This is a genomic window from Herbaspirillum sp. C7C2, from assembly GCF_022627865.1.
Classification (GTDB): domain Bacteria; phylum Pseudomonadota; class Gammaproteobacteria; order Burkholderiales; family Burkholderiaceae_D; genus Herbaspirillum; species Herbaspirillum frisingense.
Genome location: NZ_JABXGI010000005.1, coordinates 155,631 through 180,519, shown reverse-complemented (window position 1 = coordinate 180,519; position 24,889 = coordinate 155,631). Strand labels below are relative to the sequence as shown.

Annotated in this window: 18 protein-coding genes; 7 read left to right on the top strand and 11 right to left on the bottom strand. The window is 64.6% G+C overall.

Annotated elements, in window-relative coordinates; translation table 11 throughout:
• Positions 1 to 59: 59 nt before the first annotated feature.
• From HWE04_RS10360 to HWE04_RS10350, 3 genes are all read right to left on the bottom strand, one after another.
• Entirely contained in the window at positions 60 to 1,451 is a 1,392-nt protein-coding gene (locus HWE04_RS10360; protein WP_241812339.1) for a sensor histidine kinase, read from the bottom strand.
• Positions 1,448 to 2,146 (bottom strand): response regulator, encoded by a 699-nt coding sequence (locus HWE04_RS10355; RefSeq protein WP_102662479.1) that lies wholly within the window; start codon positions 2,144 to 2,146, stop codon positions 1,448 to 1,450. Before HWE04_RS10355 ends, HWE04_RS10360 begins: the two co-directional genes overlap by 4 nt.
• Positions 2,147 to 2,310: 164 nt before the next feature.
• Positions 2,311 to 2,547 carry a hypothetical protein gene (locus HWE04_RS10350; protein ID WP_241812338.1) on the bottom strand — a complete coding sequence of 79 codons (237 nt, stop codon included), beginning with the start codon at positions 2,545 to 2,547 and terminating at the stop codon, positions 2,311 to 2,313.
• A 289-nt stretch (positions 2,548 to 2,836) separates the two neighbouring features.
• Here HWE04_RS10350 and HWE04_RS10345 point away from each other — a divergent pair, with 289 nt between their 5' ends.
• On the top strand, positions 2,837 to 5,626 hold the full coding sequence (locus HWE04_RS10345; RefSeq protein WP_241812337.1) for a bifunctional diguanylate cyclase/phosphodiesterase: 2,790 nt from the start codon (positions 2,837 to 2,839) through the stop codon (positions 5,624 to 5,626).
• Here the strand turns inward: HWE04_RS10345 and HWE04_RS10340 are convergent.
• Positions 5,590 to 7,110 carry an aminotransferase-like domain-containing protein gene (locus HWE04_RS10340; RefSeq protein ID WP_241812336.1) on the bottom strand — a complete coding sequence of 507 codons (1,521 nt, stop codon included), beginning with the start codon at positions 7,108 to 7,110 and terminating at the stop codon, positions 5,590 to 5,592. The genes HWE04_RS10345 and HWE04_RS10340 overlap by 37 nt on opposite strands.
• Positions 7,111 to 7,431: 321 nt before the next feature.
• On the opposite strand from HWE04_RS10340, the gene HWE04_RS10335 reads away from it, so the two are divergent.
• The 6 genes from HWE04_RS10335 (at position 7,432) to HWE04_RS10310 (ending at position 13,273) form a co-directional block, all read left to right on the top strand.
• The gene (locus tag HWE04_RS10335; RefSeq protein ID WP_241812335.1) at positions 7,432 to 8,508 is read left to right on the top strand and encodes a sensor histidine kinase; all 1,077 of its coding nucleotides are present in this window, start codon (positions 7,432 to 7,434) and stop codon (positions 8,506 to 8,508) included.
• Entirely contained in the window at positions 8,505 to 9,170 is a 666-nt protein-coding gene (locus HWE04_RS10330; RefSeq protein WP_006462218.1) for a response regulator transcription factor, read from the top strand. Before HWE04_RS10335 ends, HWE04_RS10330 begins: the two co-directional genes overlap by 4 nt.
• 197 nt (positions 9,171 to 9,367) lie before the next feature.
• Complete coding sequence (locus HWE04_RS10325) at positions 9,368 to 9,736, top strand: response regulator transcription factor (RefSeq protein WP_006462217.1); 369 nt, start codon at positions 9,368 to 9,370, stop codon at positions 9,734 to 9,736.
• Between the two features lie 25 nt (positions 9,737 to 9,761).
• Positions 9,762 to 11,465, top strand: a complete 1,704-nt coding sequence (locus HWE04_RS10320) for a putative bifunctional diguanylate cyclase/phosphodiesterase (RefSeq protein ID WP_241812334.1) — start codon at positions 9,762 to 9,764, stop codon at positions 11,463 to 11,465.
• A 186-nt stretch (positions 11,466 to 11,651) separates the two neighbouring features.
• Positions 11,652 to 12,878 (top strand): chromate efflux transporter, encoded by a 1,227-nt coding sequence (gene chrA, locus HWE04_RS10315; protein ID WP_241812333.1) that lies wholly within the window; start codon positions 11,652 to 11,654, stop codon positions 12,876 to 12,878.
• Positions 12,879 to 12,973: 95 nt separating this feature from the next.
• Positions 12,974 to 13,273, top strand: coding sequence for a hypothetical protein (locus HWE04_RS10310; RefSeq protein WP_006462202.1), 300 nt, complete (start codon positions 12,974 to 12,976; stop codon positions 13,271 to 13,273).
• 46 nt (positions 13,274 to 13,319) lie between these two features.
• Here the strand turns inward: HWE04_RS10310 and HWE04_RS10305 are convergent, their stop codons facing one another.
• From HWE04_RS10305 to HWE04_RS10275, 7 genes are all read right to left on the bottom strand, one after another.
• Positions 13,320 to 15,959: an EAL domain-containing protein gene (locus HWE04_RS10305; protein ID WP_241812420.1), complete on the bottom strand. Its 2,640-nt coding sequence runs from the start codon at positions 15,957 to 15,959 to the stop codon at positions 13,320 to 13,322.
• Positions 15,960 to 16,116: 157 nt separating this feature from the next.
• Positions 16,117 to 17,298, bottom strand: a complete 1,182-nt coding sequence (locus HWE04_RS10300; protein ID WP_241812332.1) for an acyl-CoA dehydrogenase family protein — start codon at positions 17,296 to 17,298, stop codon at positions 16,117 to 16,119.
• 213 nt (positions 17,299 to 17,511) lie between these two features.
• Positions 17,512 to 20,073: a cation-translocating P-type ATPase gene (locus HWE04_RS10295; RefSeq protein WP_241812331.1), complete on the bottom strand. Its 2,562-nt coding sequence runs from the start codon at positions 20,071 to 20,073 to the stop codon at positions 17,512 to 17,514.
• Positions 20,074 to 20,351: 278 nt separating this feature from the next.
• A complete protein-coding gene (locus tag HWE04_RS10290) occupies positions 20,352 to 21,773 on the bottom strand; it encodes a bifunctional enoyl-CoA hydratase/phosphate acetyltransferase (protein WP_241812419.1) in 1,422 nt (473 codons plus the stop codon).
• Between the two features lie 100 nt (positions 21,774 to 21,873).
• Positions 21,874 to 22,641, bottom strand: a complete 768-nt coding sequence (gene fabI / locus HWE04_RS10285; protein WP_241812330.1) for an enoyl-ACP reductase FabI — start codon at positions 22,639 to 22,641, stop codon at positions 21,874 to 21,876.
• A 1-nt stretch (position 22,642) separates the two neighbouring features.
• On the bottom strand, positions 22,643 to 24,415 hold the full coding sequence (locus HWE04_RS10280; protein WP_241812329.1) for an alpha/beta fold hydrolase: 1,773 nt from the start codon (positions 24,413 to 24,415) through the stop codon (positions 22,643 to 22,645).
• On the bottom strand, positions 24,412 to 24,744 hold the full coding sequence (locus HWE04_RS10275) for a TraR/DksA family transcriptional regulator (RefSeq protein ID WP_241812328.1): 333 nt from the start codon (positions 24,742 to 24,744) through the stop codon (positions 24,412 to 24,414). Before HWE04_RS10275 ends, HWE04_RS10280 begins: the two co-directional genes overlap by 4 nt.
• Positions 24,745 to 24,889 lie beyond the last annotated feature (145 nt).

Genomic DNA, 24,889 nt, shown 5'->3' with positions numbered 1-24,889 from the left:
TCCTTGGCTGGCGAAACCGGAATAGTAAAGGCAGAAACTTAGACCGGCATTAGCCTGGCTCAAGAAATCGTGCGGCAGGCAGAGTCCTCGCCGGCAGGAATATCGAGGATCACCCGCAGGCCCTGGCCTGTAGACGCATCAGCGTGCTCCAGCCGCAGGCCGATATCCAGTCGCGCCGCGAGCGATTGCACGATGGAAAGTCCCAGCCCGGAGCCTGGCGCGCCCGCCGGGTCGATGCGATAGAAGGGCTCGAATACCCGCTCCCGCTGCTCGGCGGCGATGCCCGGGCCGGTGTCGCTGATTTCCAGGCGCACCTGACCTGCCTGGGTGGCGGCCTCGCCTGCAACGGCGATGCTGACGCGCCCGCCGGGCGGGGTATAGCGCACCGCATTGTCGATCAGGTTGTTCAACAGCAAGCCCAGTTCCAGCGGGTTGGAGCAGACCTCGACCTCCAGGCTGCCATCGACGCCCAGGTCGATATCCTTCTGTTGCGCCAGCGGCAACAGGTCTTCCAGTACCGGTCGTACCGCCTCGCGCAAGATGAAACGACGACATTGCGAGGCATTGGCCGACTCACCGGACTCGCCACCCTGGGCCCGTGCCAGGGCCAGCATCTGCGCCACCAGCGCCTTGCTGCGTTCGATGCCGCTGCCCAGGCGCAGCAAACGTTCGCGGGCGGTGTCGGACATCTCGCTCTGCTGCAGCCGCTCGGCCTGCAATGACAAGGCTGCCAGCGGGGTACGCAACTCATGGGCGGCATCGGCCACGAAACGCCGCTGGCTGCGCATGGCACCTTGCACCCGGGCCAGCAGGCGGTTGATGGCCTCCACGAAGGGAAGGATTTCGGTGGGCAGGGCGGTGGTGGCGATGGGTTCCAGCTGATCATCTCGGCGCTGGTCGATGTCCCGGCGCAGGCTCTGCAGCGGGGCGAACAGCTTGCCGATGATGCGTTGCAGGGCCAGCAGCAGGACCGGCACCAGGATCAGCACCGGGATCAGCGCACGCCAGGCATTGCGGTAGGCAATGCGATCGCGGACATCGGTTTCCTGCGACAGGGCGATGCGCCGACCCGATTCCAGCGCTTGCACGTAGACCCGGAAATTCTCGTGATGCATGAAGACGGTCTGCAGACCGTCATGCAGGTCCGCCGGCAGCGGCAAGGGGCGCTGCCCGTGCTCGGCCTGGGCCGTCGTCTCTCCCGGTAAGGCTAGCCATTGCACGGCGATGCGAGATTCGTGATCGCCACCGGGATAGCGGCCTACGGCACCGGCCTCGGGCAATGTGCCGCCCATGCGGGCGATCAGGGCGCCCACCTGGCGCAACATGTCATCCTGCATGCGGATCGAATCGCGATAGGCACTAATGAAGCCGAAGCAACCCGCGCCCACCGCCACCAGCAGGATGGTCGCGGTCAGTGCCAGCGACAGGCGCGCCTGCAGGGAGCGGCTCATACTGGACGCGCGACCATCCATCCCATGCCCCTGACGTTTCGGATGGCGTCCTTGTCCAGTTTCTTGCGCAATGCATGGATCAGGAATTCGACGGCATTGCTCTCCACTTCCTCGCCCCAGCCGTAGATGCGTTCTTCCAGATCGCTGCGCGAGAGAATGGCGCCGGGGCGTTGCATCAGTGCCTGCAGCAAGGCGAACTCACGGGCCGACAGGCTCACCGGTGGCGATTGCTGCCAGCGGGCGGTCTTGGTGCCCAGGTCCAGTTGCACGGCGCCATTGTCCAGCAGGTCGGTGGCGGCCCCCGATTTGCGTCGCATGACGGCGCGCAGGCGGGCCAGCAGTTCGCCCAGGGCGAAGGGCTTGAGGACATAGTCGTCAGCCCCTGCATCCAGGCCATCGATGCGATCCTGCACGCCATCGCGGGCGGTGATGATGAGCACGGGAATATCGCAGCCACTGCGCAACTGGCGCAAGACGGAGAGACCATCGCGACCAGGCAGTCCGAGATCGAGCAGGGCGGCCGCGTAGACCGGTTGGTGGGTGGCCGACAGGGACGAGGCAGACGACAGTGCGGAGAGTGCGGAGAGGGCAGCGGCCCCGTCACGTACCCAGTCGACCGCATACGAAGCCTCGCGCAGCGCCGCGCGGACCTCCTCGCCGATCATGATGTCGTCTTCTACCAGCAGTATTCTCATCGCCTTGCCTGGGTGGAGCCGGGACGTTGTACCGGCGGCGTTAGAGTCTACGGCAAAAGTGTGGGGGAAAGGAAATGCTGGCGGGGCCTATCCTGCCGATGGTATGGCTTGCATGACGGAATAGCGGACGCAGGTGGCGGTGCGCCTGCGCCTCAAACCGCTGATCAGAGCCGGCCGTTGCCAATGCGCTGCGCTGCGAACGCCCGTGCGGCTTCAATGGCCTGTTCGCGGCTGTGGGCCGGCAGATTGGTTTCCACCCGCTGCCGTTGGACCACGCAGATACTGCGGCGCGAACCTGAACGGCCGCGGTAGATGGTGACGAAAGGCATCCAACCGGTATTGGACAGGTTGGAAAACGCCTCCAGCACGATCTCGTATTGCCCCATCACTTCGATATCCATTCTTCCTCCGTAGTCGGTTTCCCTTCATCTGGCGCGGGCCGGGAACAGCCGGGATGGACGCAGGATAGAAAGCCTGCGGCCTGCGCGCCACACCATGGCGTGCTGTGCTGTAGCGCGCAGGGCCGCATCTGTACTGCTTTTGCGGCTGTTGTGGTGGTTTTTTCGCGACTGCGAACTGTGTTCCCCCCGGCTGACGGGCTGTGTATGTACCGCGCCCGTGGTGCCGACCCTAGACTGCGTTCCAATCGACCCAATGGCGCCCGCAATGGCGTGAGGAAGGAACCGCATCATGAGAACCAACAGGCAGGGAGGCGATGGCTACAGTCGCACCATGATCGAATGGTGTGCCTATGCGGCCGCACTGGGTTTTTCGGCCTTGCTGATCGCCAACTTCGTGTGGTCCGAGCGGCGTCTGATCCATGCCGACGAGACCACGCGCATGCAGACCCAGGCCCGCATCATCGAAGAAAATCTGGCCCATCAGTTCCAGGGCGTGCGCAATGCGCTGGAGAGTGCCCGCAATGCCCAGGCCGACGGTGCCAGCTGTCATGCGGATTGCCAGAGCCTGCTGCTGCAATCGCTCAAGCGCGCCATGCCGGGTGTGCGCGCCATCGTGGTGCTCAATGGCAGCGGCCATATCGTGCGCTCGGCTGACGACATCGCCGATCGCCGTCTGGACGACCGCGATTTCCTCTCGCAGATCCCGCGCATGTCGTCGGGGCAGGTGATGTATGTCTCGCAGCCCTTCGAAAATACGCCGGGCGTGTTCAACATCAAGCTGTCGCTGCCCATCACCACGGCCGATGGCCGCGTCGAGGGCGCGGTCAGCGCCATCCTCAATCCCGAATACTTCGATGCCGTGATGCGTTCGGCGCTCTACGCCGACGACATGAGCATTGCCATCACCGGCGAAGACGGGCGGCGCCTGCTGTTCGTGCCGGCCAATGCGGCGCAGATGCGACAGGCCGGGCAGGGCCGCGCGGGGCCGGACGATTTCCTGCGCCAACATCTGCGCAGTGGCGAGATCACCAGCGTGCAGACCGGCAAGGACGCCCAGGGCCAGGCGCGCATGATGGTGCAGCGGACCATCACCAGCCGCGAGCTGGGGCTGGACAAGACCCTGGTCATCAGCCTCTCGCGTAGCGTCGACCATATCAATGCCGGCTGGCATGAGCCGGCACATTCGTTCCTGCTCATGTGGCTGCTGTTCGCTCTGGCGGCGGCGCTGGTGCTGGCATTGCTGCAGGGACGGCGGCGTGCGGTGCAGGTGCTCACCCACCAGCGCGAGCTGCAGCATGCGGAGATGACCGAACGCATGGAGCTGGCCTTGTCCGGCGCCAATCTGGGCCTGTGGGACTGGCATATCCAGGCCGATACGCGCAGCGTCGACGGGCGTGCCAATGCCATGCTCGGTTATCCGCCCGAGCGCCAGTTCGACGCCCCCGGCGAATGGCGCACGCTGGTCAACCCGGAACACATGGCGGCCCTGGATCACGCGTTGCGCCTGCATCTGGCCGATAGTCGCCATTGCTTCGAGGCCGAATACCAGATGCGCCACAAGGAAGGGCACTGGGTCTGGATACAGTGTCGCGGCAAGCTGGTCGAGCGCGATACGCACGGCCGTCCGCTGCGCATGGTGGGCACGCGCATGGACATCAGCGCACGCAAGGCGGCCGAGGAGGAGATTGCGCGCCTGGCCTATTACGATGGCCTGACCGATCTGCCCAACCGGCGCCTGCTGCTGGATCGCCTGTCGCAGGCGGTAGCGCGCTATGCCCGCGCCGGGCAGTATGGCGCGGTGATCTTCGTCGACTTGGACAACTTCAAGGGCCTCAACGACACCATGGGTCACGATACCGGTGATCGCCTGCTGGAACTGGTGGCCATGCGCCTGCAGCAGGTCACGCGCGAAATCGATACCGTGGCCCGGCTGGGTGGGGATGAATTCGTCATCCTGCTGGAAAACCTGGGCAGCCAGATCGAGGAAGCGGAGAACAATGCCGAATGCGTCTGCCGCAAGATCCTCACCGCGCTCAATGCCGGTTACGAACTGCAGGGCAGTGAGGTGCGCAGTACGCCCAGCCTGGGGGTGGTGCTGTTCGGAGCCGGCCGGCATACCGTCAATGACCTGCTGCGCCAGGCCGACATGGCGATGTACGAGGCCAAGGCCGCCGGGCGCAATACCTATCGCTTCTTCTGTCCCTCCATGCAGGAAGTGCTGGACCAGATGGCGATGCTGGAAAACGATCTGCGTCACGCCCTGGTACGGCGCGAACTGCGCCTGCATTACCAGCCCATCGTGCGTGCTGACGGCAGCCTCGCCGGTGTAGAGGCGCTGATGCGCTGGCAGCATCCGCAACGCGGGATGGTGTATCCGGCGGCCTTCATCGGCCAGGCGGAAAAGGCCGGTCTGATCGTAGAGTTCGGACAATGGGCGCTGACCACTGCCTGCGAGCAGCTGGCCGCCTGGGCTGGCGATGCGCAGACGGCCCACCTGACCATCGCCGTCAATGTCAGCGCGCGCCAGTTCCGCCAGCCTGACTTCGCGCAATGTGTGCTGGACATCCTGGAGCGCACCGGTGCCAATCCGCGCCGGCTCAAGCTGGAGTTGACCGAAAGCATGCTGCTCACCGACGTCGATACGCTCATCACGCGCATGGCCATGCTCAAGGAGACCGGTCTTGGCTTCTCGCTGGATGATTTCGGTACGGGCTACTCGTCGCTGAGCTATCTCAAGAAACTGCCGCTGGACCAGTTGAAGATCGATCGATCCTTCGTGCAGGACATGCTGCAGACGCCGCATGCCTGGTCCATCGTGCAGACCATCGTCAACCTGGCGCAAGGCCTGGGGCTGGATGTGGTCGCGGAAGGGGTGGAGACCAGCGAGCAGTGGGCGGCCTTGCGTCGTCTGGGCTGTGCCGGTTTCCAGGGCTATCTGTTCGGCAAGCCCATGCCGCTGGAGGAGTTGCGGATGGGCGTGACGCTGGCCGCACCGGGCCATTCGGAGGGCGGCGAACCGGGTACCGGCGCGCCGCGCAGCATTCATCTGGCGCTGATCAGTCCGGTGGCGGGCGGCTGAAAGGCCATCGGGCTCAGTCCCGCTTGCATCTCCCGCTCGGCACGCCCTGCACTTGCGACCATGTCGTGACAGAGTTCACCCAGGGTGCGCACAGCTGCTTCGACGTCGCGTTCCCAGGGGAAGCTGTAGTTCAGGCGGATGCAGTGATGGAAGGCCGGATCACTGCTGAACATGTCACCCGGCGCCACGCTGATGCCGGCCTCCTGGGCGCGCGCGTGCAGTTCGATCGCCCGCACCGAGCGCGGCAGGCTGACCCACAGCAGATAGCCCCCTTGCGGCTGCGAGCAGTGGGTGCCGGCGGGGAAGAACCGCAACACCGCCGAACGCATGATGCGTTCGCGCTGCATCAGTAATTTGCGCAGCCGCCGCAGATGGAAATCATAGCCCTCGTTCTGCAGGTATTCCGCCACCGCCCGCTGGGGATGGGTGGGCATGCTCACGCTGTTGAGGAACTTGAGCTGCTCCACGGCCTGCCGATAGCGGCCTGGCATAGTCCAGCCGATGTGCTGCTCCGGGGTGAGGCTCTTGGAGAAGGAGCTGCAATACAACACCAGACCCTGCTCGTCGTAGCTCTTGGCCGGGCGTGGGCGCTGGTCGCTGTAGTGCAGTTCGCCATAGACGTCGTTTTCCACCAGCGGCAACTGGTAGGAAGCCATCAGTCGCACCAGCGCCTGCTTGCGCGAGTCTGGCATCAGGTAGCCCAGAGGATTCTGGAAGTTGCTCATCACCACCGCACCGGCCACCTCGCCACTGGCCAGGGCACGGTCCAGCGAAGGCAGGTCGATGCCCTGGCCGGGATCGGTCGGGATGGGCAGGGCGCGCATGCCCGCACGTTCGATGGCGTGCAGCAGGGCGTAGTAGGTCGGAGACTCCACGGCGATGGCCGCACCCGGCCGGGCGATGGCCTGGAGGCAGAGCTGCAGGGCTTCGGTGGCGCCCTGGGTGATGATGATTTCGCTGGCCTGGACCGGCAGTCCGGTCTCCAGATGGCGACGCGCGATCTGGCGGATCAGGTCGAGGTTGCCGGGTGGCAAGGTGCCGATCAGTTCGCGCTGTTCGCGGCGCTTGTAGAAGCCCTGTGCCAGCTGCGTGATCCGTGCCGACGGGAACAACGCCGGGTCGGGGTAGGGCGAACCCAGCGGGATGCGGGCATTGCAGTTGATGGAGCGCAGATTGTGCAGCACCAGCGCTGCTGGCGTGGCATCCGCAGGTGGCACCGGCAGGCAAGCGGGGCGCGCCGGTATCGGCACGGGGCCGGGCGGGCAGGCCGCTGCCTGGCGCATGCGTACGAAATAGCCCGACTGCGGGCGGCTCTCGATCAGTCCCTGACTCTCCAGCAGGAGGAAGGCCCGGATCACCGTGGAAATGCTCAGGTGGTATTGCTGGCTGGCGCGACGGACGGAAGGAATCTTCTCGCCCGGCAGCATCACGCCTTCCTGGATCTGGCGCCGGATGGTGTCGGCGAGGGTTTCGTAGAGCTTCATGGGTTTTCCCGTAGCAAAGCAATCGGATGGACGCATCCTAGGACCGCGCTGTCAGGACGCCAATCATACGAAGGTATGGACGCTTGCCGGTTTCACCCGCGCTTCCCCATGCCATGAGAGCGGCCCCGCTCCAGGCCTGCGCCAGCGGCCGGTTTTCATCCGATGGGCACCCTATACTTTGGTGTAATACATGTGCTTTGTCCGCCTTGCAGGTTATATACTCGCGTCCGGAAGGAAGGATCGCCATCCGCGGTCCTGACCATCATTCAGGGACCACAACCGGTCCACATAAAAACAGGCAAGCCAGCAGGGGGGAGCAGTATGTACCGATTCAATCGTTCGCCGGCAGTACCGGCCGCGGCCGCGGCACTGACGGTAGCGATCTTTGCCGTGGATGCACTCACCGAGCTGGACGTGGCCATTGCCGTGCTCTACGTCGGCGTGGTGCTGATGTCGGTCTGGATCTGGCCACGGCGCGGCGTGATCGCCGTGATGCTGTTCTGCATGGGGCTGACACTGCTCGCTTATCTGATCTCCCATGGTTTCTTCAAGGATGAGGCGGCCCTGACCCGTTGCCTGGTCAGTCTGGCCGCCATCGCCATTACCGGATTTCTGGCCGTCAAGGGGCAGGATGCGACCATTGCCCTGCTGCAACGGGAAGAAGCCCTGAACCAGGCCCGCAGCCAACTGGCCCACGCCAGTCGGGTGAGCACCTTGGGTGAACTCACCGCCACCATCGCCCACGAAGTCAATCAGCCGCTGGCGGCCATCGTCACCCACGGCCAGGCCGGCCTGCGCTGGCTCAACCGCGAGGAACCGGTACTGGAGGAAGTGCGACGCGCGGTCGATGCCATGCAGCAGAACGCCAAGCGGGCCAGCGAAGTGATCCAGCGCATCCGCAGCATGGCGCGGCCCTCGGCGCCGACCTTCGTGCCGCTGGATGTGAGCCAGATCAGCGCGGAAAGCTGCGACATGCTGGGCCGCGAATTGCAGCGCCTGCGTGTAAAGCTGCGGCTGAACCTGCCGCCAGGATTGCCGGCCGTGCTGGCCGACAAGGTGCAATTGCAGCAGGTGCTGATCAATCTGGTCATGAACGCAGCCCAGGCCATGCACGAGGCGCGGACCATTGCGCCGGTGATCGAAGTGCGTTGCGGCCTTACGCCGGAGGGCATGCTCTTTATCGAAGTGGCCGACAACGGTCCCGGATTCACCGAAGAGCAGCTCAAGAAGTTGTTCGACGCCTTCTTCACCACCAAGAAAGAGGGCATGGGGATGGGGCTGGCGATCTGCCGCTCCATCCTCGAATCGCTCGGCGGCACCATCGTCGCCGCCCATCGCAAGCCACAAGGAGCCTTGATGACTGTCCAGCTGCCGCCGATCCAGGGAGATGAACAATGAGTTCGGTGGCGCGCGTAGCCGCTGCCGAGTCCGCACCCGCGGTGCCGGTGGTATATATCGTCGACGACGACCCGGCCCTGCGCGAGGCGCTGGACAGCCTGCTGCGCTCGGTGGGCCTGCAGGTGTTCGGTTATGCCAGTGCCATCGAATTCCAGCAGCGTCCGATCCAGAGCAGTCCATCCTGCCTGCTGCTGGATGTCCGTCTGCAGGGCGTGAGCGGGCTGGATGTGCAGGCCGAACTGGTGCGCAGCGGCGTGGACATGCCGGTGATCCTGATGACTGGCCATGGCGACATCCCCATGAGCGTGCGGGCCATGAAGGCCGGTGCCATCGATTTCCTGACCAAACCTTTCCGCGAGCAGGACTTGCTGGACGCCGTGGCCACCGCCCACGAGAAGGACCGGCTGCAGCTGGAGCAGCGCCTGGCGCGTACCGGCCTGCAGGCACGCTATGCCAGCCTGACGCCGCGCGAGGCCGAAGTCATGTGGCTGGCCGTCAGCGGGCTCCTGAACAAGCAGATCGCCGGAGAGCTTGGCACCAGCGAGGTGACGGTGAAGATCCATCGCGGCCACGCCATGAAGAAGATGCAGGCACGTTCCTTCGCCGACCTGGTGCGCATGGGTCAGGCCCTGGAGCAGCAAGGGCTCAAGCCGCGCGCCTGAAGCCTGGCGCAATGCCACGGCAGGGTGCCGGCCGGCCAGGCCGAATGGCGTGTCGGCGCCCGTCTTACCCCCGCTCATACCAATGTATGATTCCCGCCCCGGCCCGGGCTTGATAACCTGCAATCAAGAATTCGTCTCATCCATGCGGATGCAGAAGACAGGCCGGCGCTTCGAGCCGGCATCGCCAAGGGAATGCAGTGAACCAGCCAAGCAAGATTGCCGTAATCGATGATGACGCCTCCATGCGCGAGGCCCTCTCGGCGCTGATGCGCTCAATGGGATGGACGGTGCAATGTCACGCCAGCGCCGACGACTTTGTCGCCGAACAAGCCTATGAAGCCATGGATTGCATCGTCACCGATGTCCAGATGCCCGGCATGAGCGGCGTGGAATTGCTGGAATGGCTGCGCGGCCGCCAACTGGCCATGCCGGTGGTGGTAATCACGTCGTATCCCACCGTGGCGGTAGCGGCGCGTGTGGTGGCGGCCGGCCGCTCGGCCTTCCTCGGCAAGCCCTTCGATGGCGACGAGATGCTGCAGACGGTGGAAACTCTACTCAAGCAATGACCCGGGGGGGAAGATGGAAAATCTGATGCAGCAGACCCAAGCCATGCCACGCCGCTGGAAAGACAGCCTGCGCAGTCTGGTGACCGCAATCGCACCGGCAGCCCAGGAGATCAGCCTGCGGCAACGCCTGGCCCGTCATTCACGCTGGCCCATCTACCTCTTGCTTACCCTGGTCGTGGCGTGCGGCGCCAGCCTGTCCATGGTCATGCAGAACACCGTGGAAAACATCCGCCATGCCGCCGATCCCCTGGTGCACTGGACCCTCAATGGCATGGGCATGCATGACGTGACCGAACTGCTGCGCGAGGGCGGCATGGTGGACCTGAACCTGAACCGCATCGCCCGTCTGGTGCACTGGTTCAATCTGCTGGCACTGGCCACGGCGCTGTTCATGATGTATCACATCCGCGCCCGCTTCCGCTCCGAAGACGCGCTGGCACACCAGGCCGCGCACGATCCGCTGACCGGCCTGGCGCACCGCCGCTCGCTCGAACACCGCTTGCTGCACCTGCGTGGCCGCAGTCATACCCTGGTGCTGGGCAGCGTCGATCGCTTCGAACGCGTCATCGGCGCCTACGGCCATGAATTTGCCGACGCCATGATCACCGATATCGCATCCCGCCTGCGCAGCATTGCCGGGGCCTATCACGGCGAGGTCTTCCGCCTGGATGGCGCCAATTTCGTGATCCTGTATCGCCACCATGTCGACTCCGAGGATTTCTCGCGGGCGCTGGTCGCCCTGCAGGCCGGCATGCAGCGGCCTTTCAGCTGCCGCGCCCACGAAGTCTATTCCAACCTGAGCCTGGGGGCGGCCGAGTATCCGCGTCATGGCGGCGACGCCGTGCAACTGCTGCGCAATGCCGACGCCGCGCTGCAATCGGCCCGTGCACAGGGTGGCAACATGCTGGTGGCCTATTCGGAAGCGCTCAACGCCGAAGCGGTGGCCCGGGTCGAACTGGAGGCCCAACTGGTACACGCCCTGGAGCGCAACGAACTGGAACTGCACCTGCAACCCCAGCAATCGCTGCAGGACGGCAGCCTGGTCGGATTCGAGGCGCTGGTGCGCTGGCGTCGCCATGGCCAGCTGGTGCCGCCGGGCGATTTCATCCCCGTGGCCGAGGAATCCGGCCTGGTCATCGCCATCGGGGAATGGGTGCTGGAACGTGCCTGTGCCCAGATCCACACGCTGCGCAACCTGAGCGGACGCGACATGGTGGTGGCCGTGAACATCTCGGCGCGCCACTTCGGCCACCCCGATTTCCTGGCGCGCATGCAGGCGCTGCTGGCGCGCACCGGCATCAATCCCGCCTGCCTGGAACTGGAAATCACCGAAGGCGCCGTCATGGAGCACACCGAGGCTGCCGTGCAACTCTTGCACGAATTGCGCGCACTGGGACTGAAGCTGTCGATCGACGATTTCGGCACCGGCTATTCCAGCCTGGCCTACCTGAAACGCTTCCCCATCGACAAGCTCAAGGTCGACCGCTCCTTTGTCAGCCAGCTACGCCCCAATTCGCAGGACGCTGCCATCGTGCAGGCGGTCATCGGCCTGGGCCATACGCTGGACATCAAGGTCATTGCCGAGGGCGTGGAAACGGTGCAGCAGCGCGAATGGCTCAAGCGCCTGGGTTGCGACGAAATCCAGGGCTACTTCTACAGCCGCCCATTGGCGGAGCCGCAGCTGCTGGGTTTCGTGATCGGCCAGATGCGCGAAGAAGCGGCGGCCTGAACGGGCAGGGCACACGGTCTTCAGGGGCCGGACGCGATGCGACCGGGGCGGTCTTTGGCGGGATCGGTGGCGTGCATTATGATAGCCACCCGGCGGACGAGACCAGCGCTATCTGCTTCACCTGCGCGGCCGTCGGATCGAGCATTCCAGCCCGGTTCAGAAAACCAGAAAGTGAGCCCTTGCGTCATGTCGCACGAAGAAACCCCATTGCCATCGGAAGAAGGCGCGCGCCGCGGCAGTCCCGGTGAAGTCCTGCGTGTCTTCCTCAAGCTGGGGCTGACTTCATTTGGCGGACCGGTGGCGCACCTGGCGTATTTCCGCGACGAGCTCGTGGTGCGCCGCCGCTGGATTGGTGAAAGCAGCTATGCCGATCTGGTCGCGCTGTGCCAGTTCCTGCCCGGCCCGGCGTCCAGCCAGGTCGGTTTCGCCCTGGGCCTGTTGCGTGGCGGCCCGTGGGGCGCCCTGGCAGCCTGGGCGGCATTCACCTTGCCATCGGCGCTGTTGCTGCTGGTCTTTGGCCTGGTCGCTGGGAGCATGTCGGGTGTCCTCGGTACCGGTCTGCTGCACGGTCTGAAGATCGTGGCCGTGGCTGTGGTGGCCCAGGCGGTCTGGGGCATGGCGCGCACCATCACGCCCGACCGCCAGCGCATCAGCATCGCGCTGGGTGCGTTGATGATCGTGGTCGGCGCCGGCAGCGCCGTGGGCCAGATCGCCGCCATCCTGTTTGGTACCGTGGCCGGCTTGTTGTTCTGTCGCGACCTTGCCGTGACTCGCCGGGGACAATTGGGATTCGGCGTGTCGCGCGGTGTCGGCCTGGCCTGCCTGGCTGCTTTCCTGCTGTTGCTGGTCGGCTTGCCGCTGGTGGCGACGTGGTCCGGGCTGCATGCTGTTTCGGTGTTTGATGCCTTCTATCGTTCGGCCTCACTGGTCTTCGGCGGTGGACATGTGGTGCTGCCCTTGCTGCAGGCCGAAGTGGTCGGCCCCGGCTGGGTCTCCAACGATGTCTTCCTGGCCGGTTATGGTGCCGCGCAGGCGGTGCCGGGTCCGCTCTTTACCTTCGCCGCCTACCTCGGCACGGTGATGCAAGCCTTCCCCAATGGCGTGGCAGGTGCCGTGCTGTGCCTGCTGGCGATCTTCCTGCCGGGTTTCCTGCTGCTGTTGGGCGCGCTGCCGTTCTGGGACGACTTCCGGCAACGGCCGCTGGCCCAGGCCGCCATGCGCGGGGCCAATGCCGCCGTAGTCGGCCTGCTGGCGGGGGCGCTCTATAACCCGGTGTGGACCAGTGCAGTGTTCAATGCCCGCGATTTTGCGCTGGCCGTGACCGGCATGGTGCTGCTGATGGCCTGGCGCCTGCCGCCATTGGCGGTGGTGGTGATCCTGGCGCTGAGCGGGGTCCTGCTGCAGGCGCTCTGAAGCCTGGCTGCTGTTGCCGGGCTTGCAATCAGGAAACCCCTGATGGCGTGCGCGTGGTTGCCGTCCTATCGTGAATCCACGATAAGGAGGGGACCATGTGTACCAACGCCATGAGCATCGCACGCCGCCATCTGGGCATCATCGTCCGGCTGTGCGACATGTCCGAACAGGATGAACCGGTCGCCGAACTGGTGCGCGCCACCGTGAGGAACTGCCTGCTGGCGATGCAGACGGCCGGCACCGAAGCGGCCGAGGCCAGCGAGATCATCGGACAGCTGCTGCAGCATGAACTCGCCGGCGTCCCGGCCGACCGGGACAAATACCGCAAGGTACTGGAAGCGGCCCACCTGCATGCCGAATACCTGATGCTGGCCGATCGCAGCGCCGCCCACTGAACGTCGCCACTGCCGGCCGCCGGCCGTCATGGCCTATCCCGTGTGATCAATAGCTGCCGTCGAACTGCTCGGCCGGTACCGGCTTGCCGAACAGGTAGCCCTGGTAGCGGGTGCAACCCAGGGCGGCCAGGAATTGCTGCTGCTCGCGGGTCTCGACGCCTTCGGCAATGACTTCCAGACCAAGCGCATCGGCCAGGGCGATGATGCTCCTGGCGATGGCGACATCGCTGGGTGTGGCCAGCAATTCACGGACGAAGGACTGATCGATCTTGAGCTGGTCCAGCGGTAGGCGCTTGAGCAGCGACAACGAGGAATAGCCGGTACCGAAATCGTCCAGCGCCAGCGTCAGCCCATGGCGCTTCAACTCCAGCATCTTGTCGATGGTGGCTTGCACGTCCTCCACCATGGCCGACTCCGTCAACTCTAGCTTGAGGTGGGCAGCCTGAGCGCCGGTCTCTTCGATGGTGCGCAGGATGTCCTGCACGAAATCCGGCTGACGCAGCTGGAGCGCGCTCACATTGACCGCGATGACCACCGGTGGCCGATTGCCGTTGTCGCTGCGGTTCCAGCGCACGGATTGGCGACAGGCCTGCTCGAACACCCAATGGCCCAGTGGCAGGATCAGGCCCGAGGCCTCCGCCACGGGAATGAAGAGGCCAGGCGAGACCGGGCCCCGGAAGGGATTGTGCCAGCGCGCCAGGGCTTCCACGCCGATCAGGCTACCGGCCTGGTCACGCTGCGGCTGGTAGTGCAGGCTGAACTCTCCGTTCTCGATGGCGCGGCGCAGGTCGTTCTCCAGGCCGGTGCGGAAATGCAGGGCCGATTCCATTTCCTGGTTGAACAGGCAGAAGGTATTGCGTCCCGCCTTCTTGGCCGCGTACATGGCCAGATCGCCCTGGCGCAGCAGGTCCTGTACGCTGGCATGCGGGTCCTGCATCAATGCCACGCCGACCGAGCAGGTCGCGAAATGTCCGACGCCATGGAAGTCGAAGCGCGCTTGCATGGCATCGATGATGCGCTGGGCGAACTGGCTGGCCAGCAACTGGGCCTGTTGTGCCGGCAGTCCATCCAGCAGCACCACGAATTCGTCTCCGCCCAGACGCGCCACCATGCCGGTACGGCCGACCAGGTTCTGCAGACGCTGCGCCACCTGCTGCAAAAGCTGGTCGCCAACGGTGTGGCCCATGGCGTCATTGAGGTCCTTGAAGTTGTCGACGTCGACGAAGAACAATGCTCCCACGCCTTGACCGCTCTCAGCCCTATGGCCACGGTGGCTGGCGGGCTGGATCTTCTCCAGCAGCAGGCGGCGGTTGGGCAGGCCGGTGAGCGGGTCGTAGAAAGCCAGTTGACGGGTTTCCTCCTGCAGGCGCTTCTGGCTGCTGATGTCCAGCAGCGTCCCGACATAGTGACTCACACCACCGGCGGGGTCATTCACCGCGGTCAGCGTGAGCACGGCATGGAATTCGTCGCCACCGCGACGCTGTACGCAGAGCTCGCCCTGCCATTTCCCCTGGCTCTGGATCAGGGCCCACAGGCTGGTCCGGAAATCCCGGTCTTCCTGCTCCTGACGGCAGGGCGGCATCCCCTGGGCATCCAGGTCAAGGTCGCCCTGTCGATAACCGGTCAACTCGGTGAAGGCGGCGTTGACATCGAGCACGCTACGATCGGCACCCATGACCCAGATCGCCTCCGAAGAATGGAAGGCCGCCGCAGCGATACGCAATGAGGCTTCGCTTTGCCTGAGCCTGGCGGTGCGGCGGGCGACTTCCCGGCGCAGGTAGGCGGCGATCAGCAAGGCGCAGACCAGCAGCGCCAGAGCGCCGCCCAGCAACCACCAGACGTAGGTCGGCAGCGAGGTCGCGCCACGGCCCCATTTGCGCAGGATATCGAAGTAGATGGACTGCGGATCGGCCTGCCACTGTGACAGGGCGCGGTCGATGGCCGCCAGGGTCTCCGGGGGCTGTTGCCTGCTGCTGACGAAATACAGCTTGACCGGCTGGAACACGATGCTGGTGTCGGCCAGACGATAGCGGTCGGCCAGCATGTCGCCCGCCTGCTGGCTGGCGATGATGCCATCGATCTCGCCGGCGGCGGCCATGCGGAAACCTTCTTCCACGTTTTTCAATGGCACCAGGGTCAGTTTGATCCCGGAGTTATCCATCAGGGCGCGGAAATAGCTGGCCTGCACCGAGCTGTCGAGCAGGCCGATCTTCTTGCCCTTGAGATCGAACACCGAATCGATCACCACGGACTGGTTGCGATACAGGATGGACCAGCTGTAGAGCGCCGGCACGGCGGAGTATTGCAGCACTTTTTCACGCTGCTCGGTCCAGGCCACATCGGGGAGGATATCGATCTTGCCTTCTTCGGCCCATTGCAGGCAGGTCTGCCATTCGCAGGGCACGAAACGCAGTTGCCAGTCCTCGCGGCTGGCGATCTGGCGCAGCAGGTCGATGTGCAGACCCGAGGCGGTGCCGGCACTGTCGAAGAAGATCTTGGGTGGATTCTGGTAGACGCCGACCGACAGCACCTTGGCCTGGCCCTCGGAAAGGGTCAGCAGGCAGCACAACAGGAGCAGGAGGCGCCATGGACGCCACCTCTTGCTCCACCCCTTGCGCTGCACGCCCGCGGCCACACCCTGGCCCGGCTGCCTTGCCTCTGTCGCAGGCGGATTGCTGGCCGACATGTTTGCCACAGCGATGTGTTCCTTATTTGGTTTTTTGTCTACTTTATAGAACATCAAACCAAATTGGAACGTTTACCGCCATTGCCAGTTACGTCGGTTTGTTGGCATCAGCCGGGGCAAGGGGAAAACGCGGGGGCGTAGCGTACGCCCCGCGCTCTTAGAAGAATCCCTGGGTTGGCAGGCGGACCTGGTTCGCGCTCAGGTTGCCCAGTGCAAAGGCCTTGTGCGAGGTCGGGTTGTGGGTGGAGATGGTGCGGATGTTGCGCCAGTGACGATCCAGATTGGCCGAGGTGAGGGTGGCCGAGGCTCCGGCGATGTCGAACAGGGCCGTGGCGGCGTGATGGGCGATGCGATCCACCACCACCTTGGCGCGTGCGGCGGCAGCGGCGGCATCCTGCAGGCGGTCATCGGCATCGGCCGCATTGCTCTTCAGGGCGGCATAGGCGCGGTCGGCCTCGCTGGCGGCGGCCAGCACGATGGCGCGGGTGGCAAAGGCATCGGCATCGCGTTCGCCCAGGGCGCTCAGCAGGATAGGGTCATCGGCCGCCGCAGGTGTGGGGGCGTAGTAGTAATTGCGCTTGCGTTTGGACAGCAGCGCGCTGGCGTCGCGTGCCACTGCGCTGACCACGCCGGCTATGACCGCCGTGAGGAATAGTTGCGCAATGGTCGAGCCCAGCACCGCCTGGCGCGCTGGTACCTGATCCGGCAGCAGCACTTCGTGCGGGGCCACCAGGACATTCTCGAAGTTGGTGGTGCCGCTGCCGGTCAGGCGCTGGCCCATGCCGTACCAGTCATCCACGGTCTGCACGCCTTCGCGCTGGCGGGGCAGCAGGACCACCGCGCGGCGGCCGTCTTCCACTGACACCGTCACATGCAGCCAGTCGGCAAAGAGCGAACCGGTCGAATAGAACTTCTGGCCGTTGAGCACATAGTGCTCACCCTGGCGGACCAGACGCGTAGACAGCACACCGGTGCCGCCGATCTGTGCCTGTCCCAGTTCGGTATGGGAGGCGCCGATCAGGTCGCCGGCACGCACGCGCTCGCGCAGTGCAGCCACGCCCGGATGTTGCAGCGGTGCGTTGAGCACGCGTTCCAGGGCCACATGGTGATTGCGCCAGATGTGGGCGATGTTGGGATCGGCCGCCCCCAGTTCGATGGCGGCCTCCAGGGTCTGAACGAAGGTGGCGCCACCGCCACCGTAATCGGCGTCGAGCCGCCTTGCACCGAATCCGGTGGCCTTGATTTCTTCGATCAGGGCAAAGGGTTGTTCACGTTGTGCATCGCGCTGGGCTGCGCCGTCGGCAATGCGCTGCAGGAGGTCGGAGGGAAGTGTGCTCATGAGGTCGATGGTGTCCGGGAGAATGGATGCCGCAGGCCGGATGGCCGGGATGAGCACATCATAGAGCTCCGGGCAGGCAAGCCAAACTGCGCATTTCGCATTAGCTTGCTTGGGCCAGTCATATGCGGCCGATATGGCCGATATGGCCGATATGGCCGATATGGCCGATGTGGCCGATGTGGCCGATGTGGCCGATGTGGCGGACACCAGCGCTCAGTTTTCGCTTACGGTGGTTGGAGAACGTCTGAACCGGGCGATCAGGAACTTTGCGCATTCATAAGCAGGGAAGGCAAGGACGCCCCAGGCAAATGCCATGACAAGCTCAGGCAACGGCAATGACGAGAAATGGAAGGCCTCGGTCAGTGCCGGAACGTACAAGGCCGCCAGCAGCATGGTCACGGCGAGCGCCGAAATAATCAGTGCCGCACCATTGCTCGGGTAGAGCGCCTGCAGGAAGTGGCGTCCAGGGGCCAGCGCCGAAAACATCAGACTGAGATTGAGCACGACCAGCACGATGAACCCGGCAGCACGGGCCTGGCCTGGCGCGAGTCGTTCCAGAAACCAGGCATAGCCACAGACCGCGAATGCCAGGGCCAGACCGCCCTGCATCACCGCCAGCAGGAGGGTGCGCGCTTCCAGCAGCGGCGCGTTGCCGTCGCGACCCGGCGCACTGCGCTCGCTGCCGTCCGTTGCCGCATTCTCAAAGGCCAGCGTACAGGCAGGGTCGACGATCAGCTCCAGGAATGCAATCTGCATCGGATAGAGGATCAAGGGCCAGCCGCAGATGACAGGCAGCAATGCCATGCCGGCGATAGGCACATGCATGGACAGGACGTAGGTCATCGCACTGCGCATTCTGGAAAAGATCCGCCGCCCCGTCAGGATGCCCTCCACGATGGAGGAAAAGTTGTCGTCCAGCAGGATCAGCGAGCCGGCTTCCCTGGCGACATCGGTACCGCGCCCTCCCATGGCGATACCGACATGCGCGGCCTTGAGCGCAGGCGCATCGTTGACGCCGTCGCCGGTCATGGCGACGATCTGGCCGTCGGCCTTCAGTGCCGCCACGATGCGCAACTTCTGGTGGGGCGTGATGCGCGCGAAGACGCTGGTGGTGCGCAGCCGGCGGGTGAGTTCGTGCTCATCCAAGGCCTGCACCTCATCGCCCAGCAAAATCCGGTCGGCACTGATGCCGGCCTCCCTCGCGATGGTCTGCGCCGTGCCGGGATGATCACCGGTGATCATGATGACCCTGATCCCGGCCCGATGACAGGCCTGGATCGCCGCCGGTACGGCCTCTCGCAGGGGATCGGCCAGTGCCAGCAGGCCCAGGTAGCGCAGCGCGAAGCCGGTCTGCGAGGCCGGTAGCGGACCGCTCCAGTTGCAGCTGGCCACGGCGATCACGCGCAAGCCATGGCTGGCCAGGTGCAGGACATCGTGCTGCATCTGTTGCACTTCTGCCGGCGCCAACCCACACAAGGATGCAATCGCCTCCGGCGCCCCCTTGGTCGCTACCAGCAAGGGGGTGTCTGCATCGCCTTTCCAGACCAGCGTCATCGCCCGCAGCTCGGGACTGAGCGGGTATTCCTGCAGCAGCTGCGTGACCGCTGGCGGTGCGAAGCGTTTGGCGCTTTCCCCGGCCAGCTGATGAAAGGCCTTCTCCATGGGATCGGTGGGACGCTGGCTGCTCGCCAGGGCGGCGGTTTCCAGCAGCGTGCGCCACTGCGGCGAGGTGATGCCGACGTCGCTCTCATCGAAGTAGAGATGGTGCCCGGCGCTCATCGCCTGTACGACACGCATCCGGTTCTCTGTCAGCGTTCCGGTCTTGTCGGTGCACAGGACCGTGATCGAACCCAAGGCCTCGACCGCCGACAGGCGTCGCGTCAGCACATTGGCACGCGCCATGCGCCATGCCCCGATGGCAGGAAAGACCGTGAGGATGATGGGAAGCTCTTCCGGCAGCAGCGACATCGACAAGGCGATTCCCATCAACATGGCCTCGGTCCAGCGGCCATGGGCATAGCCTTCGAGAACCACGAGAAGGGCGCTCAGCGCCAGGCCGGCTACGGCAAACACCTTGACTGCACGAGCCACGTGCCGCTGCATCGGGCTCGGTTCCTCGACCAGCTCATGCAGCAGACTGCTGATCTTTCCCAGTTCACTGCGGGCGCCTGTGGCGCTCACCCGGGCGATACCACTACCTCGTACAACCAGTGTGCCTGATCGCACCAGCATCGCGCTGTCGGTTTGCGCAGGGGAGGGCTGATGCCATTCGGGTGTCGTTGGTAGGCCGCGCTTTTCGACCGGGCAAGCCTCTCCGGTCAGCAATGATTCATCGATCTGCAGATTGGTGGCCTCAAGAACGTCCGCATCTGCCGGCACCCGGGCGCCTTCCTCCAGAAGGATCAGGTCGCCCCGCACCAGATCCTGGCTGGGCACGCGCACCGTCCGACCCGCGCGGATTACAAGGGCGGTGGGGCTGTTGAGCACGCGCAGGGCGGACAGCGCATGCTCGGTCTTTCCCTCCTGATAGAGTGTCAGCGCCACGGTGAGCGCAACCATGAACAATAACAACAAGCCTTCGCGCAGATCGCCCAGGGCCAGATAGATGGCAGCGGCCGACAGCAGGAGCACGAACATCGGCTCCTTCAGAACATTGATCAGAGCCCGTCCCATCCGGCGCCGTTCGGATGTCAACACGTTCGGCCCGTCCTCGGCAAGGATGCGCGCCACTTCGGAAGGTAACAGGCCTTGGTAATCATCCTTCGACTCTCGCATCCGAACCTCCCTCGATGTGCATAGCGATATTGCTTCGGCCGATTTATCTGATCTGCATCAGTTCTTCGTCGCGCATGTCGCCCATCATGGACGGCAGCTATTTCGGCTCGGGCGCGGTTCCTGCCCTGGGTCACCGACGTCAGGACAGACAATGCGAATGTTGACTATTTCCCTATTGGCGAGCATGGCACTCTTGATCATCTATGTCGTTTTCTACTTCGTCGTTCAGTACGTCGTTCAGGACTGAATTTCAAGGCAGTGAATACGGACCACTCCCATCACGGCGGGATGGCCCGGTAGTGCTGCGCAACCAGGCGCGCCACGGCGCAGGAGGCCAGCCGTGTTTCACGTGAATCGGCGCGGCTGGTCAGCACCAGCGGCAGGCGTGCTCCAAGCACCAGACCGGCACTGACGGCACCACCCAGATATTCCAGTTGCTTGGCCAGCAGATTGCCGCTTTCCAGATCGGGGACCACCAGGATATCCGCCTGTCCCGCCACATCCGAGACGATGCCCTTGACCCGTGCCGATACCGGCGAGACCGCATTGTCGAAGGCCAGCGGGCCATCCAGTACGCCGCCGGTGATCTGCCCGCGATCGGCCATCTTGCATAGCGCGGCGGCGTCCAGCGTGGCCGGCATCCTCGGATTGACCGTCTCCACCGCCGCCAGGATGGCCACCCTGGGCAGCTTGACGCCAATGGCCTGGGCCAGGTCGATGGCGTTGCGGATGATGTCGGCCTTTTCTTCCAGCGTCGGTTCGATGTTCACGGCTGCATCGGTGATGATGAAGGGCCGCGGGTAGGAGGGCGTCTGCATCAGGTAGCAATGGCTCATGCGGCGCTTGGTGCGCAGCGCCGGGCTGGCCACCACGGCGCTCATGAATTCGTCGGTATGCAGGCTGCCTTTCATCAGCATCTCCACCTGTCCCTGGCTGGCCAGTTCTACCGCACGTGCAGCCGCCGCGTGGCTGTGGGGAACGTCTTCGATGGGGAACGCGGAGATATCCAGCTTCTGCTGCGCCGCCAGGGCCAGCAGCTTGGCCCGGGGCGCCACCAGTACCGGCAGGATGATGCCGGCGGCATGGGCGTCCAGTACCGCCGACAGGCTGGCCGCGTCGCAGGGGTGGACGATTGCGACCTTGACCGGCCCCAGCTGGCGCGTATGGTCGAGCAACTGTTGCAGCTCGCCATCGCCCATCTTCATGCTGACTTCCGGCAAGGTGGTCCGGCGTCGCACGATGGATTCGGTGGGTGCGATGACGTCGGCCTCGCCTTCGATCACGATGACATTGTCCTGATTGACGCAGGCGCATTTGAGCGTCAGCCGGTGCCGGGCCTCGTCACGTGCGACCACGGTGACGCTGGTCTGCAGCGTATCGCCGATGCGGACCGGATGCAGGAACCGCAGGGTCTGGCCGAGATAGATCGTGCCTGGCCCCGGCAGCCGGGTCCCCAGTACCGCCGAGATCAATGCGCCGCCGAACATGCCATGCGCGATCAGCCCGTGGAACCGGCTTTCCTTGGCGAAGGCGGCATCCAGATGCTGGGGATTGGCGTCACCGGAGATGACGGCGAAGAGCTGGATGTCGGCCGAGGTGAGCGTGCGGGTGATGGTGGCAGTGTCACCGATGGCGATTTCCGCGAAGACCCGGTTGCGGATCAGGCCGAGCAGGTCGTCGCTGGCGTGCGTTTCTGTCATGTTGGCGGGGCTGCCTGATGATGCTTGGGTCATGGTGTCCTCGGGTGGGAATGGGCCGGAGCGGATTCGGCGATGTGGCGCTCACGCTTGCCCGGGGCGTTCATGCGACGATGTGATAGCCCGCATCGACATACAGGGTGTTTCCGGTGATGACGCTGGACGCATCGCTGGCCAGAAAGCTGCACAGGTCACCGACATCGTCGATATTGGCCAGCCGGCGCAAGGGCGAACGGCGGGCGGCGTCGGTCAGAAACTCCTCGAAACAATTCAGTCCGGAGGCCGCCCGCGTGGCCAGCGGCCCCGGCGACACGGCATTGACCCGAATGCCAGCCGGGCCCAGGTCGCTGGCCAGATAGCGTACGCTGGCTTCCAGCGCCGCCTTGACCGGCCCCATCACGCCGTAGTTGCTGACGACCTCGTCGGCACCGACATAACTCATGGTGATCAGGCTACCGCCATTCTTCATCAGGGGCTGAGCCAGGCGGGCCATACGGATGAAGGAATGGCAGGATACGTCCATTGCCTTGGCAAATCCCTCGGGCGAGCAATTCACGACGCGGTCGTGCAGATCCGCCGCTGGTGCAAAGGCGATCGAATGCAGCACGAAGTCCAGCCTGCCCCAGTGCGTCGTGATCAGTTCGAACAGCTGCTCCATCTGGCCAGGTTGACTGACGTCCAGCGGGCTCATGATGGTGGCCCGCACCTGATCCGCCAGGGGTTCCACATAATGGCGCGCCTTGTCGTTGAGCCAGGTCACGGCCAGCTCGGCGCCGGCCGCGTGCAGTGCACGGGCACAGCCCCAGGCGATGCTGTGCTTGTCGGCGATGCCGACCACCAGGCCTTTTTTTCCTTCCAGCGAAAGCACCATCCTATTTCTCCATGATGTAGGCTCCGGGCGCATCGTCCATCCGCCCGGCTTTTGCGCCGCCCAGACGGGGCGGAGTGGTGGGCTCGCCCGAATGCTGCGCCAGCCAGGTTTGCCAGGCGGGCCACCAGGAGCCTTCGGTGACGGGAGTCTCTGCGGCCCATTGATCGGGCGGGCAGTAGGCGCCACCGGCCGGCCGGGTGCGCATCTGGAACTGGCTGCGCGGATGCCCCGGCGGGCTGACGATGCCGGCATTGTGGCCGCCGCTGACCAAGACGAAGGTGATTTCCGCAGGGCACAGATAATGCAACTTGAAGACCGAGTGCCAAGGGGCGACGTGGTCGCGGACCGTTCCCACCAGGAATACCGGGGTATTGATGTCACTGAGCGCGACTGGCTTGCCGTCTACGGGATAACGGCCTTCGCTCAGATCGTCATCAAGGAACAGCCGGCGCAGGTATTGCGAATGCATGCGAGCCGGCATGCGGGTGGCGTCCGCATTCCATTCCATCAGGTCGCTGTTGCGGGCCGGCGTACCCATCAGGTATTGGCCGATCACGCGTGACCAGAGCAGGTCGTAGGAGCGCAGCATCTGGAAGGCGGCCGCCATCTGCGTCTGGCTGAGCGTGCCGGCCTCTTGCATCTGGGCCTCCAGCAGGCTGATCTGGCTTTCGTCGATGAACAGGCCCAGTTCACCCGGCTCGCTGAAGTCGGTCTGGGCAGCCAGCAAGGTCAGCGATGCCAGGCGCGGGTCGCCGTCGCGTGCCATCGCGGCCGCTGCAATGGCCAACAGGCTGCCACCCAGGCAATAACCGGCGCCATGTACTTTCTGACCGGGCACGATGCGGTTGACCGTGTCGAGGGCGGCATGCAGACCAGCGTTCAGGTAGTCGTCCATGCCCAGGTCGCGGTCTTCGGGACCGGGGTTCTTCCAGGAGACGCAGAATACCGTGTGACCGCGCTCGACCAGATAGCGGATCAGCGAGTTCGCCGGTGACAGGTCGAGGATGTAGTACTTCATGATCCAGGCCGGAATGATCAGCAGCGGCTCCGGATACACCGCCTTGCCGGCTGGGGCGTACTGGATCAATTCCATGAGGTCGTTGCGCAGGACCACCTTGCCGGGCGTGATCGCCACATCCTTGCCGGGCAGGAAGCTGCGATCGGTACTGGTGGGCTGTTCCAGCAGCAGACCGACCATGTCGTTCATGCAGTTCTGCAGACCGAGCAGGAGATTGTTGCCGCGTTGTTCAGCGGTGACGCGAAGGACTTCCGGATTGGTCAGCAGGTTGTTGCCTGGAGAAAAGAGGTCCAATAATTGCCGTGCGGCGAAACTGACCACATCAGCGTGGTGCTTTTCCACACCCCAGACATCGCGCGTGGCGGCGCTCCACCACTGCTCAGTGAGCAGGAAGCCCTGGTGCCACAGGTTGTAGGGCCAGCGCTGCCAGTCCGGTGCGGCAAAGCGGCGGTCCGCGACCGGCAGATCGGAAGCCTGGGTGTGGGCACTGCCCATGTAATGCAACAGTCGGTTGCCCTGCTGCAGGGCCAGGCACAGTAATTCAAGGCGTTTGCCGGGCGAGACAGCCAGGTGCGCGGCCCAGTCGATGGCGGCCAGCAGTCCCGACGCCAGCGACAGCGAGCCGCTGGAACGGGCCAGAGCCGCATGCACCTGCGCGTCCAGGCGCTCGGTCGGGCTCAGTGGTGAAGCTGCGTCAGTATCAGCGGCTGCGAGCGTTCCTGGCCCGGCGGGCCAGCGTTGTTCCGGGGCGTTCATGCGTTGAGGCGGGCGCGGCCGCGTTCATGCTGTTGCTGGCAGGCGAGACAGCGCTTGGCGGTGGGATAGGCAAACAGGCGTTCAACTTCGATCTCGGCGCCGCAATCCACGCACAGGCCGTAGCTGTTGTCCGTCAGCCGTGAACGGGCCTCGGTGATGTCCAGCAGTTCGTGCAATTCCTGGTCCGACATCACCTGCTGGATGCCGAGCCGGTCAGACTGCTCGTCATCGGCGAAGTCGTCTGTGCGCATGCGCTGGCGCAGCGAGGTTTCGGCTTCATCCAGCAAGGAACGAAGCCGGATGAGCTGGGTGGTCGAGAGATGTCGCATGGGCGCTCCAAGAACTTGCCCCGAAGCCAATCGTGCCGGGGATTGCATGTGGCAACTCTGCGCCTTGCCCCGCCAGAGGCTACTGATTTAGGTCAAAACGCGCGGGAGGGGCCGATGCCTTCCCCTGTTAGAACTTGACCTGCAT